The 17352-nt window shown below is 52.5% G+C and carries 14 protein-coding genes; 9 read left to right on the top strand and 5 right to left on the bottom strand.

Annotated features, from left to right (window positions below):
• Positions 1 to 19 precede the first annotated feature (19 nt).
• Both lptF and lptG read left to right on the top strand, forming a co-directional pair.
• A complete protein-coding gene (gene lptF / locus ACJHX4_RS07465; protein ID WP_000779624.1) occupies positions 20 to 1090 on the top strand; it encodes an LPS export ABC transporter permease LptF in 1071 nt (356 codons plus the stop codon).
• Entirely contained in the window at positions 1087 to 2166 is a 1080-nt protein-coding gene (lptG, locus tag ACJHX4_RS07460; protein ID WP_001385484.1) for an LPS export ABC transporter permease LptG, read from the top strand. The genes lptF and lptG overlap by 4 nt, the downstream gene beginning before the upstream one ends.
• Before the next feature lie 34 nt (positions 2167 to 2200).
• On the opposite strand, the gene spt is transcribed toward lptG, so the two are convergent.
• From spt to ACJHX4_RS07440, 4 genes are read right to left on the bottom strand one after another with little or no spacing between them, the layout of a single operon-like run.
• Entirely contained in the window at positions 2201 to 3373 is a 1173-nt protein-coding gene (gene spt, locus ACJHX4_RS07455; protein WP_000524961.1) for a serine palmitoyltransferase, read from the bottom strand.
• Positions 3373 to 3621, bottom strand: a complete 249-nt coding sequence (locus tag ACJHX4_RS07450) for an acyl carrier protein (protein WP_000248097.1) — start codon at positions 3619 to 3621, stop codon at positions 3373 to 3375. The genes spt and ACJHX4_RS07450 overlap by 1 nt, the downstream gene beginning before the upstream one ends.
• A 31-nt stretch (positions 3622 to 3652) precedes the next feature.
• Positions 3653 to 4567, bottom strand: a complete 915-nt coding sequence (locus ACJHX4_RS07445; protein ID WP_001077156.1) for an NAD-dependent epimerase/dehydratase family protein — start codon at positions 4565 to 4567, stop codon at positions 3653 to 3655.
• Positions 4564 to 6288: a fatty acyl-AMP ligase gene (locus ACJHX4_RS07440; protein WP_001531964.1), complete on the bottom strand. Its 1725-nt coding sequence runs from the start codon at positions 6286 to 6288 to the stop codon at positions 4564 to 4566. Before ACJHX4_RS07440 ends, ACJHX4_RS07445 begins: the two co-directional genes overlap by 4 nt.
• Before the next feature lie 370 nt (positions 6289 to 6658).
• On the opposite strand from ACJHX4_RS07440, the gene yghO reads away from it, so the two are divergent.
• Complete coding sequence (gene yghO, locus ACJHX4_RS07435; protein WP_001312102.1) at positions 6659 to 7801, top strand: protein YghO; 1143 nt, start codon at positions 6659 to 6661, stop codon at positions 7799 to 7801.
• A 6-nt stretch (positions 7802 to 7807) separates the two neighbouring features.
• On the opposite strand, the gene glcC is transcribed toward yghO, so the two are convergent.
• Positions 7808 to 8572: a transcriptional regulator GlcC gene (glcC, locus tag ACJHX4_RS07430; protein WP_001314155.1), complete on the bottom strand. Its 765-nt coding sequence runs from the start codon at positions 8570 to 8572 to the stop codon at positions 7808 to 7810.
• A gap of 250 nt (positions 8573 to 8822) precedes the next feature.
• Here glcC and glcD point away from each other — a divergent pair, with 250 nt between their 5' ends.
• The 6 genes from glcD (at position 8823) to glcA (ending at position 17248) form a co-directional block, all read left to right on the top strand.
• Entirely contained in the window at positions 8823 to 10322 is a 1500-nt protein-coding gene (glcD, locus tag ACJHX4_RS07425; RefSeq protein WP_000026146.1) for a glycolate oxidase subunit GlcD, read from the top strand.
• Positions 10322 to 11374 carry a glycolate oxidase subunit GlcE gene (gene glcE / locus ACJHX4_RS07420; RefSeq protein ID WP_000943075.1) on the top strand — a complete coding sequence of 351 codons (1053 nt, stop codon included), beginning with the start codon at positions 10322 to 10324 and terminating at the stop codon, positions 11372 to 11374. Before glcD ends, glcE begins: the two co-directional genes overlap by 1 nt.
• A 10-nt stretch (positions 11375 to 11384) precedes the next feature.
• Positions 11385 to 12608, top strand: coding sequence for a glycolate oxidase subunit GlcF (glcF, locus tag ACJHX4_RS07415; RefSeq protein WP_001194814.1), 1224 nt, complete (start codon positions 11385 to 11387; stop codon positions 12606 to 12608).
• Between the two features lie 4 nt (positions 12609 to 12612).
• Positions 12613 to 13017 carry a GlcG family protein gene (locus tag ACJHX4_RS07410; protein ID WP_000853256.1) on the top strand — a complete coding sequence of 135 codons (405 nt, stop codon included), beginning with the start codon at positions 12613 to 12615 and terminating at the stop codon, positions 13015 to 13017.
• 21 nt (positions 13018 to 13038) lie between these two features.
• Positions 13039 to 15210 (top strand): malate synthase G, encoded by a 2172-nt coding sequence (gene glcB, locus ACJHX4_RS07405; RefSeq protein ID WP_000084098.1) that lies wholly within the window; start codon positions 13039 to 13041, stop codon positions 15208 to 15210.
• 355 nt (positions 15211 to 15565) lie between these two features.
• Positions 15566 to 17248: a glycolate permease GlcA gene (gene glcA, locus ACJHX4_RS07400; protein WP_000259280.1), complete on the top strand. Its 1683-nt coding sequence runs from the start codon at positions 15566 to 15568 to the stop codon at positions 17246 to 17248.
• Positions 17249 to 17352: the final 104 nt, after the last annotated feature.

Below are 17352 nucleotides of genomic sequence, written 5' to 3'. Positions count from 1 at the left end.
GATTGAGGGCGTTAGCGAGATGAAGCTGGTTGAACACTACATCATGCGTGGTACGCGCCGTCTGGTGCTGATTATCGTCGGTTTTCTGATCTTTATTTTCGCCAGCTACTCCGCACAGCGTTATCTGACCGAAGCGGCAAATGGGACATTAGCTCTTGATGTTGTGCTGGATATCGTTTTCTACAAAGTGCTGATTGCACTGGAGATGCTGTTACCTGTTGGACTGTATGCGTCAGTTGGCGTGACGCTAGGGCAAATGTATACCGACTCGGAAATTACCGCTATCTCCGCGGCGGGGGGCAGTCCGGGACGTTTGTACAAAGCCGTTCTTTATCTGGCGATACCGCTAAGTATTTTTGTCACCCTTCTGTCGATGTATGGTCGTCCGTGGGCTTATGCGCAGATTTATCAACTGGAGCAACAGTCGCAGTCGGAGCTGGATGTTCGCCAGTTGCGGGCAAAGAAATTTAACACTAACGATAACGGACGAATGATTCTTTCGCAGACGGTTGATCAGGATAATAATCGCCTGACTGACGCGCTGATTTATACTTCTACTGCCAATCGAACCCGCATTTTCCGCGCCCGTTCGGTTGATGTGGTTGACCCATCACCCGAGAAACCGACCGTTATGTTGCATAACGGTACCGCCTATCTTCTCGATCATCAGGGGCGTGACGACAACGAACAGATCTACCGTAATCTGCAATTGCATCTCAATCCGCTGGATCAAAGTGCCAACGTCAAACGCAAAGCAAAATCGGTCACAGAGCTGGCGCGCTCCGTCTTTCCAGCCGATCATGCCGAACTGCAATGGCGACAAAGCCGTGGCCTGACAGCATTGTTGATGGCGCTGCTGGCCATTTCATTAAGTCGGGTAAAACCGCGGCAGGGGCGATTTTCAACGTTATTGCCACTGACGTTGCTGTTTGTTGCCATTTTTTATGGCGGCGACGTCTGCCGTACGCTGGTGGCTAACGGCGCGATTCCCCTCATTCCTGGTTTGTGGTTAGTACCCGGACTCATGCTAATGGGCCTGCTGATGCTGGTCGCACGCGACTTCTCTTTGCTGCAGAAATTTTCCCGATGAATGTTTTCAGTCGCTATTTAATCCGTCACCTCTTTCTCGGTTTTGCCGCCGCCGCAGGGCTATTACTGCCGCTTTTTACCACCTTCAACCTGATTAACGAACTGGATGATGTCAGCCCGGGCGGTTATCGCTGGACCCAGGCGGTGCTGGTGGTGCTGATGACCTTACCGCGCACACTGGTCGAACTTTCGCCGTTTATCGCTTTATTGGGAGGTATTGTCGGTCTCGGGCAGCTATCGAAAAACAGTGAGCTTACCGCCATTCGCAGCACGGGGTTTTCTATCTTCCGTATTGCACTGGTGGCGCTGGTTGCCGGGATACTGTGGACTGTTTCGTTAGGCGCGATAGATGAGTGGGGGGCGTCGCCATTGCAGCAACAGGCGCTGCAAATCAAATCGACCGCCACTGCGTTAGGGGAGGACGATGACATTACCGGCAATATGCTTTGGGCCAGGCGCGGTAATGAATTTGTGACGGTGAAATCGCTGAACGAGCAGGGCCAGCCGGTGGGCGTGGAGATTTTTCATTACCGCGACGATCTCTCGCTCGAATCCTACATTTATGCGCGCAGTGCCACCATTGAAGATGACAAAACGTGGATCCTGCATGGTGTGAATCATAAAAAATGGCTGAATGGCAAAGAAACGCTGGAAACATCTGATAATCTTGCCTGGCAATCGACCTTCACCAGTATGAATCTTGAAGAGTTATCGATGCCGGGGAATACTTTTTCTGTCCGTCAGCTTAATCATTACATCCATTATTTGCAGGAAACCGGGCAACCCAGCAGCGAATACCGCCTTGCACTGTGGGAAAAACTGGGGCAACCCATCTTAACCCTGGCGATGATTTTGCTGGCTGTGCCGTTTACCTTTAGTGCCCCGCGCTCGCCGGGGATGGGTAGCCGTCTCGCTGTAGGGGTCATCGTTGGTTTACTCACCTGGATCAGCTATCAAATCATGGTCAATCTGGGATTGCTATTTGCGTTGAGCGCACCTGTTACCGCGCTCGGTTTACCGGTAGCGTTTGTGCTGGTGGCGTTGAGCCTGGTGTATTGGTATGACAGACAACATTAAACCCGCCGTGGCGCAACACCACGGCGGGTTCACATTACTGCTTCAGAGTAGCAAATGCCTGAATGATGGCATCGATTTGCTCACGACTGTGGGCCGCGTTTACGCTACAGCGCAGCAGCGTGATGCCTGCAGGCGCGGCAGGTGGCAGGATAAGATTCACATAAACGCCCAGCGAAATAAGCTCGCGCCAGATGCGTAAACCTTCCTCTTTCGAACCGATTATTACTGGCACTACCGGGCTAATATGTGAACTTAACTCGTAACCCAGTTTTTGCAGACCGTCATACAGATGGTTGGCGTTATCCATCAGCTTTTGCCGCAGCTCTGGTTGTGAGGCAATGGTTCTTAACGACGAGCGCACGGTCGCAATGCAGGACGGAGAAGGAGAGGCGGTAAAAATATACGGGCGGCTGCCGTAGCGCAGCACTTCCATCGCTTCCGAACCGACAGCAAAACCGCCAATCGAGGCCAGACTTTTACTGAAGGTGCCAACGATAATATCCACATCATCTTCAACGCCGACAGCTTCGGCCAGTCCGCGCCCCGTTGCGCCTAACACGCCAAACGAATGTGCTTCATCGACAATCAAATAACCACCGAGACGACGTTTGATATCAACAATTTCTGCCAGCGGCGCAACGTCACCGAGCATACTGTAGATGCCTTCAACGATAATAATCGCCTCTTTCGCCCGTTCACCGAGGCGGACCATGCGCCGTTCCAGATCGTTGACGTCATTATGGCGGAAACGAATAATCTCCGCGCCGCCGAGAGAACAGGCGTCATAAATACTGGCGTGGCTGTCGGCATCCAGTAACACCACGGCGTTATGGTCGGCAAGTGCGCTGATGACACCTAAATTAGCGGTATAACCGGTTGAAAAAACGATAGCGGTAGGGCGATTGAAAAACTCGGCAATCTCTTTCTCTAACATCAGATGCGGTGCATAACTGCCGTTTGCCATACGAGAACCGGTGGTGCCAGTGCCTTGGGCCGCTAACGCTGCCTGACCTTCGCGGATAGCATCATGATTAAAGGTTAAACCGAGATAATTATTGGTCCCGGCCAGAATCACTTTTTTATTGCCGATCCGGCCTTCGGTGGCGGAATACACTTCATCAATACAGGTGCCAAATGGTGTTAACCCGTTGTCACTAAATTGCAGGCGCTCACCAGCAAGGCGCGCATATTTATCGTATAGCCCCATTATTTATTCTCCAGCCATGGAAGTAGAGTTTCCATTAATTGCGCAGGGGTTTTGACATCCAGCAGAATATTAATAGGAATGGAAATATCGAATCTGTCTTCCAGCATCATTAAGAGATCCATCACTTTGATCGACTCCAGGCCAAGATCGTTGACGAGATCGCTGTCGGGCTTAATTTCCACACCGTTTTCGACCAAATCCTGTAAACAGGAAAGGATGTAATCCATTACTATTTCACGATTTACCATAGAAACGTTAACACACCTTTAAACAAGACAATCAAAATAGCCCGTTGCGTAATGCGTGTTCCAGGCTAATCCCGGGAAACCAATTAATATCTTCAGAAATACGGTTATTACTTGCCGACCAGTCGGCATGAGTTAATTCACGGATTTTCGAACGAGTCAGCATCGGTTCTTTACCCGCCAGACGGCTCAACGCGGTACTGATATCCGCAAGGCAGGTGAGTAGCGGCAGAGGAATACCGACCATCCGCACGGAACCACAGCGGACATCGGCAACAAGCTGTTGGACACGTTGCCAGTCATAACCTCCGGCGACGCCATCGCATAATTCATAGGTTTGCGTCTGTACAGTTTCGGCGCTTAACCACTGACCCACTGCTTGCGCAAAATCGGTGACGTGAAGAAAAGAGAGCTGTGTCTCTGGCGTGCCAAGTCGTGGCAGCAGACCGCGCAGCATCCAGTCAAACAGCGGTTTTAACTCTTTATCGCCGGGACCATACACGGCTGTCGGGCGAAAAACGCCCAACGTAATTTCGTCAGCCATTGCAGTCAGCCGTTGTTCGGCGACGTGTTTGGAATTTGCGTACCAGGAGAGTTCGGGATGGCGCGCCGCCAGCGAAGAGATAAACAGAAAACGTTGGCAAAAGCCGCTCTCTTTTGCCGCTTGCATCAGGCGCAGGCTGCCGTCAACGTTGCAGCGGGTAAAAATCTCTTCTTTGTGCCCGCGCACTTGCCCGGCGCAATGGACCACCGCGCTGGCTCCGGCAACCAGTTCGCTAAGCGAATGTGTATCTTCCAGCGAACCGCGCACCCAAGTGAGATTATCATTGACGTGAGCGCGGGCAGTACGCGTCAATGCGCGAACGTGAAAGCCGCGGGCGAGCAGGTTATCAATAATATATTTACCGATAAACCCGGTAGCGCCCGTCACCGCGACAGTTTGATTCATGCCATGGATTCCTGCACATGAAGACTGGCAGCATAAGCCTTCTGATAACGTTTTTTCGCTTCCGCACGGGCAGGCTTGCCGGAGGATGTTCGGGGAATACTGTGGGGCGGCAACAGATCGATATCCGCGGTAACGCCAAATTCGCTTTGGATCCGAGCTGCCAGCGCGTGGATAAGCTGCCCCCGACGTTCTTCGTCGCTGATCCGACACTGGATCTGCAAAATGATTTTTTCCTGGGCGGTAACAAAAGCAATCGCATCGCCAGAATGAATTTCCGGCTCCTGTTCCGCAATGTATTCAATATCCTGCGGCCAGATATTACGGCCACGAATAATAATCAGATCTTTAATGCGTCCGGTGACATACAGATAACCGTCCAGCAGATAACCAAGGTCGCCGGTGTCTAACCAGCCCGTCGCGGCAATCTCGTCTTGCGAAACCTGGTCGCCAAAGTACCCGCTCATCAGGCTGGGGCCGGAGATGCAAATATGGCCTACCACACGTTCCGCGACAGGTATATCTGCTTCATTGCGGATTTCAATGCCATGTTCCGGCAACGCTTTACCGCAGTTGACGAAAGTCGATACGGCGCGTGTTTCAGCACCCGGCGCGACGGCTTTACCCTGGTATTCGAGGATATCGCGATCCACTTCGTTAACCACAACCCCGCAGGCTTCATCAGAGAAGCTGACAGCCAGCGCGTTTTCTGCCAGCCCGTAGCAGGGCATAAAGGCGCTATCGTCAAAGTTAACCTGGCGGAAACATTCAGCGAATTGATGGAGTTGTTCTGCGGAGATCGGTTCTGCGCCAATACCAGCGACGCGCCAGCAGGAAAGATCCAGTTCAGCGAGATCTTTTTCATTCACGCGGCGCTGGCACAATTCATAGCCAAACGGCGGTGCAACGGAAACGGTGCCGCGATTTTTACTGATCAATTTAAGCCATTGCAGAGGACGCATGGCAAAATCCTGAGTGCGCAAATAATCTACTGAAAGCTGTGTGGCGACGGGGGTCAGGAGAAAGCCGACCAGTCCCATATCATGGTAGAAAGGCAGCCAGGAGACGCAGCGGTCGCCAGGGCGTAATTTAATCCCATCGTGGCTTATAGCACGTAGATTAGCCATCACTTCGCGGTGAGTAATGATAACGCCACGGGGAAAACGGGTGCTGCCGGAGGTGTACTGGAGGTAGGCGATATCGTTTGGAACTGGACGCTGGAGCGCAACATCGGCTTCCGGTAATGCCTTAAACCAGGCGTGGCTTAAAACATGTAATTCGGGGTTGTTGTTATGCGTCGCGGCATTGACCAGTGGCAACCACTCATCACCAGTGATAATGGCTGCGGGCTGGCAACTTGCCAGTAAACCCTGCAGTTTGGCGCTCCAGGAATCCCGCTGACCGACGCCCATTGGAATCGCCAACGGGACGGCGACTAAGCCGGCATACTGGCAGGCAAAAAAAGCCTCTACAAACCCGCTACTCGTTTCGGCAATCAGCGCCACGCGATCGCCTTTTTTCAGGTTCAGCGATAACAACCTCTTCGCACCAGCTTCGGCACGCGCTTTTAACGTCTGATATTCCAGTTGATCTTCAAGTTGGCAACGTCTGTCATAAAAATTCATTCCGGCGCTACTCAGAGCGGCGTAGTCCAAAGCATCAACCAGCGTTGGAAAATCGGCATAGCGCATAGGTAGGGAATGCGTAAAGATTTTATTAGACATATACACCACGAAAAAATTGGATATCAAAAATAAAATGACAATAATGCAGTGGATTATATAGGCATAAAAGATAAATGAGATAGTATTTTCATCGGTGTGAAAATGAACATTGATTTAAATAATAGGTTTGGCTTTTTTGTTTTTATTGTGAATGATATTTAATTTATGAATATATTAAGAAGGAGCCTTGTCCGGTCGCCTTAAATCGACAAGAGGCATTGTAGCGCTTCTGTGTAGTCTCTGACCTTATCGTAATCATTAATAAATACTATTTATTCCTTGTTTATATTCATTGGGTTGATTATTAAGATCCCGTTCGTTGCTGTTGCAACTTGTTTTTCACCGTTAATTATTTGTTATCCACAGAGATATGGAATGCGATCTGCTGATGATTAAAATTGAAAAAGTAATTAATAAAAAAGACCTTAAGGCATTTATCGCTTTTCCGTCATCACTTTATCCCGATGATCCAAACTGGATACCCCCTTTATTCATTGAACGCAGCGAGCATTTGTCTGCGAAGAATCCGGGGACGGACCATATCATCTGGCAGGCGTGGGTGGCAAAAAAAGCGGGGCAGATAGTTGGGCGTATTACCGCGCAAATAGATACCTTGCACCGTGAGCGTTACGGAGAAGATACCGGTCATTTCGGAATGATTGATGCCATTGATGATCCGCAGGTTTTTGCCGCGTTGTTTGGCGCAGCGGAAGCGTGGTTAAAGTCACAAGGTGCAAGTAAGATCAGCGGGCCTTTCAGCCTGAATATCAATCAGGAAAGCGGATTACTGATTGAAGGTTTTGACACACCTCCCTGTGCGATGATGCCACACGGCAAACCGTGGTATGCCGCGCATATTGAACAACTGGGTTATCACAAAGGCATTGATTTACTGGCGTGGTGGATGCAGCGAACCGATCTCACTTTCTCTCCGGCGCTAAAAAAACTGATGGATCAGGTGCGCAAAAAAGTGACCATTCGCTGCATCAATCGCCAGCGGTTTGCCGAAGAGATGCAGATCCTGCGTGAGATTTTCAATTCTGGCTGGCAGCACAACTGGGGATTTGTGCCGTTTACCGAACATGAATTCGCGACCATGGGCGATCAACTTAAATATCTGGTGCCGGACGATATGATCTACATCGCTGAGATTGATTCTGCACCCTGCGCGTTTATTGTTGGCTTGCCGAACATCAACGAGGCGATTGCCGATCTGAACGGATCGCTCTTTCCCTTCGGCTGGGCAAAATTGCTGTGGCGTTTGAAAGTCAGCGGTGTGCGAACTGCGCGAGTGCCGCTGATGGGCGTGCGGGACGAGTATCAGTTCAGCCGCATCGGCCCGGTGATTGCGCTGTTATTGATTGAAGCCTTACGCGATCCGTTTGCCCGCCGGAAGATCGATGCGCTGGAAATGTCATGGATCCTCGAAACCAATACAGGCATGAATAACATGCTGGAACGCATTGGGGCGGAGCCGTACAAGCGTTACCGATTGTATGAAAAGCAGATTTGATGGCAGTCACCCCTGCTTCATCTCCAGCGGCACCGCCGAGCGAATCAAATGGTGGCCTTCCAGCTCGATATCGTGGAGATTCTTTTTCACGGTCCGCACATGATCGCGTGCTGCGCGCTGGGCAACGTGCGGCAGCCGCTGCAACACCGCGTTGTAGATCCGCGCATGCTGGCGATCGATCTGCTTTTTTTGCTGTGGTCGATGGTAGAGATTATTTACGCTGGCAAACACCGAATTAAACATCAGGTCGGTCAATGATTGCAGCGTAAACACCAGCACCTGATTGTGAGAAGCCTGACAAATGGCGAGATGGAAAGCGTGATCCAACTGCGCATGTTCGATCAGCGAAATCTCTTTGTTGTTCTCACTGGCGGCGAGCATTTTTTCATAACAGCGGGTTATCACAACAAAATCAGCCTGGGTTCCCAGCGTTGCCGCCAGCCTTGCCGATTCGCCCTCCAGTAATGCGCGAACGTCGAGCAGATCGTACAGCGTTCGCGGCTGCGTACTGAACAGATGGATCAGCGGGCTGGCGTCCTGCACCCGATTAAGCCGTGCGACACGAGAATCGCGACCCTGCGCCGTTTCAATAATCCCGCGCCCGCGCAGCACGGTCAGCCCTTCACGCAGTGCGGAGCGTGAGAAGCCGAGCTTTTCACACAGTCGACGTTCCGAGGGAAGCGGCTGACCGACCTTCAGTACGCCGTCGATAATTAACCGTTCGATACTCTCTGCAACCACTTCGCAAATAGGGCGACGTTCATCTTTCATTCCCGGACCTCGTGCACAGGTAGGACCAATTTTTCTGTTCTTAACTCGCAAAACACGCACATCACGTAAGTGATTATGTTACATCAATTTAACATTAGGTTAACCAAAGCAAGGTCACAGAGCTGGAAAAAAAATGGTCTGACCGGTAGCTAAAGAGATAGACGAAAACGAAAAGCCCGCTTAATAACTGTTCACAGAAGCAGCGCGAAAAAATCAGCTGCCACACAACACAACAAAGCGAACCCTACTCATGAGCATCTTGTACGAAGAGCGTCTTGATGGCGCTTTACCCGATGTCGACCGCACATCGGTACTGATGGCACTGCGTGAGCATGTCCCTGGACTGGAGATCCTGCATACCGATGAGGAGACCATTCCTTACGAGTGTGACGGGTTGAGCGCGTATCGCACGCGTCCATTACTGGTTGTTCTGCCTAAGCAGATGGAACAGGTGACGGCGATTCTGGCTGTCTGCCACAGCCTGCGTGTGCCGGTGGTGACCCGTGGCGCAGGCACCGGGCTTTCTGGTGGCGCGCTGCCGCTGGAAAAAGGTGTGTTGTTGGTGATGGCGCGCTTTAAAGAGATCCTCGACATTAACCCCATTGGTCGCCGCGCGCGCGTGCAGCCGGGCGTGCGTAACCTGGCGATCTCCCAGGCCGTTGCGCCGCATAATCTCTATTACGCGCCGGATCCGTCCTCACAAATCGCCTGTTCGATTGGCGGCAATGTGGCGGAAAATGCCGGTGGCGTTCACTGCCTGAAATATGGTCTAACCGTACATAACCTGCTGAAAATTGAAGTGCAAACGCTGGATGGCGAGGCGCTGACGCTGGGATCGGACGCGCTGGATTCGCCTGGTTTTGACCTGCTGGCGCTGTTTACCGGATCGGAAGGCATGCTTGGCGTGACCACCGAAGTGACGGTAAAGCTGCTGCCGAAGCCGCCCGTGGCGCGGGTTCTGTTAGCCAGCTTTGACTCGGTAGAAAAAGCCGGACTTGCGGTTGGTAACATCATCGCCAATGGCATTATCCCCGGCGGGCTGGAGATGATGGATAACCTGTCGATTCGCGCGGCGGAAGATTTTATTCATGCCGGTTATCCCGTCGATGCCGAAGCGATTTTATTATGCGAACTGGACGGCGTGGAGTCTGACGTACAGGAAGACTGCGAGCGGGTTAACGACATCTTGTTGAACGCGGGTGCGACTGACGTCCGTCTGGCACAGGACGAAGCAGAGCGCGTACGTTTCTGGGCCGGTCGCAAAAATGCGTTCCCGGCGGTAGGACGTATCTCCCCGGATTACTACTGCATGGATGGCACCATCCCGCGCCGCGCCCTGCCTGGCGTACTGGAAGGCATTGCCCGTTTATCGCAGCAATATGATTTACGCGTTGCCAACGTCTTTCATGCCGGAGACGGCAACATGCACCCGTTAATCCTTTTCGATGCCAACGAACCCGGTGAATTTGCCCGCGCGGAAGAACTGGGCGGGAAGATCCTCGAACTCTGCGTTGAAGTTGGCGGCAGCATCAGTGGGGAACATGGCATCGGGCGCGAAAAAATCAATCAAATGTGCGCCCAGTTCAACAGCGATGAAATCACGACCTTCCATGCGGTCAAGGCGGCGTTTGACCCCGATGGTTTGCTGAACCCAGGAAAAAACATTCCCACGCTACACCGCTGTGCTGAATTTGGTGCCATGCATGTGCATCACGGTCATTTACCTTTTCCTGAACTGGAGCGTTTCTGATGCTACGCGAGTGTGATTACAGCCAGGCGCTGCTAGAGCAGGTGAATCAGGCGATTAGCGATAAAACGCCGCTGGTGATTCAGGGCAGCAATAGTAAAGCCTTTTTAGGTCGCCCTGTCACCGGGCAAACGCTGGATGTGCGTTGTCATCGCGGCATTGTTAATTACGACCCGACCGAGCTGGTGATAACCGCGCGTGCCGGAACGCCGCTGGTGGCGATTGAAGCAGCGCTGGAGAGCGCCGGGCAAATGCTCCCCTGCGAGCCGCCGCATTATGGTGAAGAAGCCACCTGGGGCGGGATGGTCGCTTGCGGGCTGGCGGGGCCGCGTCGCCCGTGGAGTGGTTCGGTCCGCGATTTTGTCCTCGGCACGCGCATCATTACCGGCACTGGAAAACATCTGCGTTTTGGTGGCGAAGTGATGAAAAACGTTGCCGGATACGATCTCTCACGGTTAATGGCCGGAAGCTACGGTTGTCTTGGCGTGCTCACTGAAATCTCGATGAAAGTGTTACCGCGACCGCGCGCCTCCCTGAGCCTGCGTCGGGAAATCAGCCTGCAAGAAGCCATGAATGAAATCGCCCAGTGGCAACTTCAGCCATTACCCATTAGTGGCTTATGTTACTTCGACAATGCGTTGTGGATCCGCCTTGAGGGCGGCGAAGGATCGGTAAAAGCAGCGCGTGAACTGCTGGGTGGCGAAGAGGTTGCAGGTCAGTTCTGGCAGCAATTGCGTGAACAACAACTGCCGTTCTTCTCGTTACCAGGTACCTTATGGCGCATTTCATTACCCAGCGATGCGCCGATGATGGATTTACCCGGCGAGCAACTGATCGACTGGGGCGGGGCGTTACGCTGGCTGAAATCGACAGCCGATGACAATCAAATCCATCGCATCGCCCGCAACGCGGGCGGTCATGCGACCCGCTTTAGTGCCGGAGATGGTGGCTTTGCCCCGCTACCGGCTCCTTTATTCCGCTATCACCAGCAGCTTAAACAGCAGCTCGATCCTTGCGGCGTGTTTAACCCCGGTCGCATGTACGCGGAACTTTGAGGAGCAGGCTATGCAAACCCGATTAACAGAAGAGATGCGGCAGAACGCGCGCGCGCTGGAAGCCGACAGCATCCTGCGCGCCTGTGTTCACTGCGGATTTTGTACCGCAACCTGCCCAACCTATCAGCTTCTGGGCGATGAACTGGACGGGCCGCGCGGGCGCATCTATCTGATTAAACAGGTGCTGGAAGGTAACGAAGTCACGCTTAAAACACAGGAGCATCTCGATCGCTGTCTCACTTGCCGCAATTGTGAAACCACCTGTCCTTCTGGTGTGCGTTATCACAATTTGCTGGATATCGGGCGTGATATTGTCGAGCAGAAAGTGAAACGCCCACTGCCGGAGCGAATGCTGCGCGAAGGATTGCGCCAGGTAGTGCCGCGTCCGGCGGTCTTCCGTGCGCTGACGCAGGTAGGGCTGGTGCTGCGACCGTTTTTACCGGAACAGGTCAGAGCAAAACTGCCTGCTGAAACCGTAAAAGCTAAACCGCGTCCACCGCTGCGCCATAAGCGTCGGGTTTTAATGCTGGAAGGCTGCGCCCAGCCTACGCTTTCGCCCAACACCAACGCGGCAACTGCGCGAGTGCTGGATCGTCTGGGGATCAGCGTCATGCCAGCTAACGAAGCAGGCTGTTGTGGCGCGGCGGACTATCATCTTAATGCGCAAGAGAAAGGGTTAGCGCGGGCGCGCAATAATATTGATGCCTGGTGGCCCGCGATTGAAGCAGGTGCCGAGGCTATTTTGCAGACTGCCAGCGGCTGCGGCGCGTTCGTTAAAGAGTATGGGCAGATGCTGAAAAACGATGCGTTGTATGCCGATAAAGCGCGTCAGGTCAGTGAGCTGGCGGTCGATTTAGTCGAACTTCTGCGCGAGGAACCGCTGGAAAAACTGGCAATTCGCGGCGATAAAAAACTGGCCTTCCACTGCCCGTGTACCCTACAACATGCGCAAAAGCTGAACGGCGAAGTGGAAAAAGTGTTGCTTCGTCTTGGATTTACCTTAACGGACGTTCCCGACAGCCATCTGTGCTGCGGTTCAGCGGGAACATATGCGTTAACGCATCCCGATCTGGCACGCCAGCTGCGGGATAACAAAATGAATGCGCTGGAAAGCGGCAAACCGGAAATGATCGTCACCGCCAACATTGGTTGCCAGACGCATCTGGCGAGCGCCGGTCGTACCTCTGTGCGTCACTGGATTGAAATTGTAGAACAAGCCCTTGAAAAGGAATAACAAAATGAAAACTAAAGTCATTCTTAGCCAGCAAATGGCGAGTGCAATTATTGCCGCAGGTCAGGAAGAGGCGCAGAAAAATAACTGGTCTGTTTCCATTGCTGTTGCCGATGACGGCGGTCATCTGCTGGCGTTAAGTCGCATGGACGATTGCGCGCCGATTGCGGCTTACATCTCCCAGGAGAAAGCGCGTACCGCCGCGCTGGGGCGTCGTGAAACTAAGGGCTATGAAGAGATGGTGAACAACGGACGTACCGCGTTCGTGACTGCGCCGTTACTGACGTCGCTGGAAGGTGGCGTACCGGTTGTTGTGGATGGGCAAATTATTGGTGCCGTGGGCGTTTCTGGTTTAACCGGAGCACAGGATGCGCAGGTCGCGAAAGCGGCAGCAGCGGTGTTGGCGAAATAAGCGAAAACGAGGAGATAAACAATGAGTCAAACCATAACCCAGGGCCGTTTACGCATTGACGCCAATTTTAAACGTTTTGTGGATGAAGAAGTTTTGCCTGGCGTGGAACTGGATGCTGCCGCGTTCTGGCACAATGTTGATGAGATCGTTCACGATCTGGCGCCAGAGAATCGTCAGTTGCTGGCAGAGCGTGATCGCATTCAGGCGGCGCTTGATGAGTGGCATCGCAGCAATCCGGGGCCGGTAAAAGATAAAGCGGCCTATAAATCTTTCCTGCGTGAACTGGGCTACCTGGTGCCACAGCCTGACCACGTGACGGTGGAAACCACGGGCATCGACAGCGAAATCACCAGTCAGGCGGGGCCACAGCTGGTGGTTCCGGCGATGAACGCCCGCTACGCGCTGAACGCGGCGAACGCTCGCTGGGGCTCACTGTACGATGCGTTATACGGCAGCGACATCATCCCGCAGGAAGGGGCGATGGTCAGCGGCTACGATCCGCAGCGTGGTGAGCAGGTTATCGCCTGGGTTCGGCGTTTCCTCGATGAATCACTACCGCTGGAAAACGGCAGCTATCAGGATGTGGTGGCGTTTAAGGTGGTCGATAAACAATTACGCATCCAGTTGAAAAATGGTAAAGAAACCACGTTACGTACTCCAGCACAGTTTGTCGGTTACCGTGGCGATACTGCTGCGCTGACCTGCATTTTGCTGAAAAATAACGGCCTGCATATTGAGCTACAAATCGATGCCAACGGGCGGATTGGCAAAGACGATCCGGCGCACATCAACGATGTTATCGTCGAAGCGGCCATCAGTACCATTCTCGACTGCGAAGATTCGGTCGCGGCGGTTGATGCGGAAGATAAAATCCTGCTGTACCGCAACCTGCTGGGCCTGATGCAGGGGACTCTGCAAGAGAAAATGGAGAAGAACGGTCGTCAAATCGTGCGTAAACTGAATGACGATCGTCAGTACACTGCCGCCGATGGCTCTGAAATTTCTCTGCACGGACGCTCGTTGCTGTTTATCCGCAACGTGGGTCATTTGATGACCATTCCTGTGATTTGGGACAGCGAAGGCAATGAAATCCCGGAAGGCATTCTTGATGGCGTCATGACTGGCGCGATTGCCCTCTATGATTTAAAAGTGCAGAAAAACTCGCGCACTGGCAGCGTCTATATTGTGAAACCGAAAATGCACGGTCCGCAGGAAGTGGCGTTCGCCAACAAACTGTTTTCCCGCGTTGAGACAATGCTCGGTATGGCACCGAATACCCTGAAAATGGGCATTATGGATGAAGAACGCCGGACCTCGCTGAACTTGCGTAGCTGTATCGCTCAGGCGCGCAACCGCGTGGCGTTCATCAATACCGGTTTCCTCGACCGTACCGGCGATGAAATGCATTCGGTGATGGAAGCGGGCCCGATGCTGCGTAAAAACCAGATGAAATCGACGCCGTGGATCAAAGCCTACGAACGTAATAACGTGCTTTCCGGTCTGTTCTGTGGGCTACGTGGAAAAGCGCAAATCGGTAAAGGGATGTGGGCAATGCCGGACCTGATGGCAGACATGTACAGCCAGAAGGGCGACCAACTGCGTGCCGGGGCAAACACGGCCTGGGTTCCGTCGCCAACTGCCGCTACGCTCCATGCGCTGCACTACCACCAAACCAACGTACAGAGCGTGCAAGCCAACATTGCCCAGACCGAGTTCAATGCTGAATTTGAACCGCTGCTGGACGATCTGCTGACTATTCCGGTTGCTGAAAACGCTAACTGGTCGGCGCAAGAGATCCAACAAGAGCTGGATAACAACGTGCAGGGGATTCTGGGGTACGTGGTGCGTTGGGTGGAGCAGGGGATTGGTTGTTCAAAAGTGCCGGATATTCACAACGTGGCGTTGATGGAAGACCGCGCAACGCTGCGTATCTCCAGCCAGCATATCGCCAACTGGTTACGTCACGGTATTCTGACCAAAGAACAGGTGCAGGCCTCGCTGGAGAATATGGCGAAAGTGGTTGATCAGCAAAACGCTGGCGATCCGGCTTATCGTCCAATGGTGGAGAATTTCGCTAACTCGTGTGCTTTTAAAGCTGCCAGCGATTTGATCTTCCTCGGCGTGAAACAGCCAAACGGCTATACCGAACCGTTATTACACGCATGGCGTTTACGCGAAAAAGAAAATCATTAATAGCGTCAAAAAAAGCCCCGGCAAGATTTATTGTCGGGGCTATGATAGTAACTGCGGTAGTACATTTATCCCGGAAATAACCGGAGCGATTATCAGGGTTTAACAATATTAAATACCCGTAGCGCATCACTAGCGGGATTAAAACAACAATATGGACATCTTAACGATACTCTGCGCCTGCGTGTGCGGAACAGAAGCCCTTACCCGATATACTTGTTATGCCAGAGGTAGCAATTGCGTTAGCGGCGTACTGTTGCTGTAAAGTATAACGCCTATATTTTACAGTTCAGTCCTCTTTTGCTTATTACAACCTTAAGTATATCAAGCATATAAAGATAATAAGAGACTGAACAATATGGTTACCTGGACCCAAATGTATATGCCGATGGGAGGACTGGGGCTATCCGCTCTGGTCGCCCTGATCCCGATAATATTCTTCTTCGTTGCACTCGCGGTATTACGTCTGAAAGGACATGTCGCCGGAGCAATAACCCTTATATTATCTATTCTGATTGCGATATTCGCCTTTAAAATGCCGATTGATATGGCATTTGCTGCTGCAGGCTATGGCTTTATTTATGGATTATGGCCAATTGCATGGATTATTGTCGCGGCGGTATTCCTGTATAAATTAACCGTTGCCAGCGGTCAGTTCGATATTATCCGCAGCTCGGTTATCTCCATCACCGACGATCAGCGTTTGCAGGTGTTACTGATTGGTTTCTCCTTTGGCGCGTTGCTGGAAGGGGCGGCTGGCTTTGGTGCTCCGGTGGCGATTACCGGTGCGCTGCTGGTGGGCCTGGGCTTCAAACCGTTATACGCGGCGGGGCTGTGTCTGATTGCCAACACTGCGCCGGTGGCGTTTGGTGCGTTGGGTGTGCCAATTCTGGTCGCCGGTCAGGTAACGGGAATCGATCCGTTCGACATTGGCGCAATGGCGGGACGTCAGTTACCGTTCCTGTCGGTTCTTGTGCCATTCTGGCTGGTAGCAATGATGGACGGCTGGAAAGGGGTGAAAGAGACGTGGCCAGCGGCGCTGGTTGCAGGGGGAAGCTTCGCTGTCACTCAGTTCTTTACCTCTAACTATATTGGTCCGGAACTGCCGGATATTACTTCGGCGCTGGTGAGTATCGTCTCACTTTCTTTATTTCTTAAAGTGTGGCGGCCAAAAAATACCGAAACGGCAATCAGTATGGGACAATCCGCAGGTGCGATGGTGGTGAATAAACCGTCTTCTGGCGGTCCCGTGCCTTCAGAATATCGTCTGGGGCAAATCATTCGTGCATGGTCACCGTTTTTAATCTTAACGGTACTGGTTACCATCTGGACCATGAAGCCGTTTAAAGCGTTATTTGCTCCGGGCGGTGCCTTTTATTCGCTGGTGATTAATTTCCAGATCCCTCATTTGCATCAACAAGTCTTGAAAGCGGCACCCATTGTCGCTCAGCCAACGCCAATGGATGCGGTGTTTAAGTTCGACCCTCTCTCCGCTGGCGGCACAGCTATTTTTATTGCGGCGATTATCTCGATCTTCATCCTCGGCGTGGGGATCAAGAAAGGTATTGGCGTCTTTGCCGAAACGCTAATTAGTCTGAAGTGGCCGATATTGTCGATTGGCATGGTGCTGGCGTTCGCCTTCGTGACCAACTATTCCGGCATGTCCACCACGCTGGCGCTGGTACTGGCTGGTACAGGCGTGATGTTCCCGTTCTTCTCACCGTTCCTCGGCTGGCTGGGCGTATTCCTTACCGGCTCGGACACTTCTTCAAACGCCCTGTTTGGTTCACTGCAATCGACCACGGCGCAGCAAATCAACGTCTCTGACACCCTGCTGGTGGCAGCAAACACCAGCGGCGGCGTAACTGGCAAGATGATCTCCCCGCAATCTATCGCCGTGGCCTGCGCCGCGACGGGCATGGTGGGTCGAGAATCTGAACTGTTCCGCTACACCGTGAAGCACAGTCTGATTTTTGCCAGCGTTATCGGCATTATCACGCTGTTGCAGGCGTATGTGTTTACCGGGATGTTAGTTTCGTAAGTCAATAAAGCCGGATGATCGTTAATATCATCCGGCTTCGTTTACATTATTCTGTCTTATTAATGGAAATTATTTCCCGCTTTATTATCCATGCGGCAATAATG

Origin of the sequence: Escherichia sp. WS2035 (assembly GCF_046487065.1) — a bacterium.
Classification (GTDB): Bacteria; Pseudomonadota; Gammaproteobacteria; order Enterobacterales; family Enterobacteriaceae; genus Escherichia; species Escherichia coli.
The sequence above is the reverse complement of the archived record's forward strand: the minus strand, read 5'-3'. Positions and strand labels throughout refer to the sequence as shown.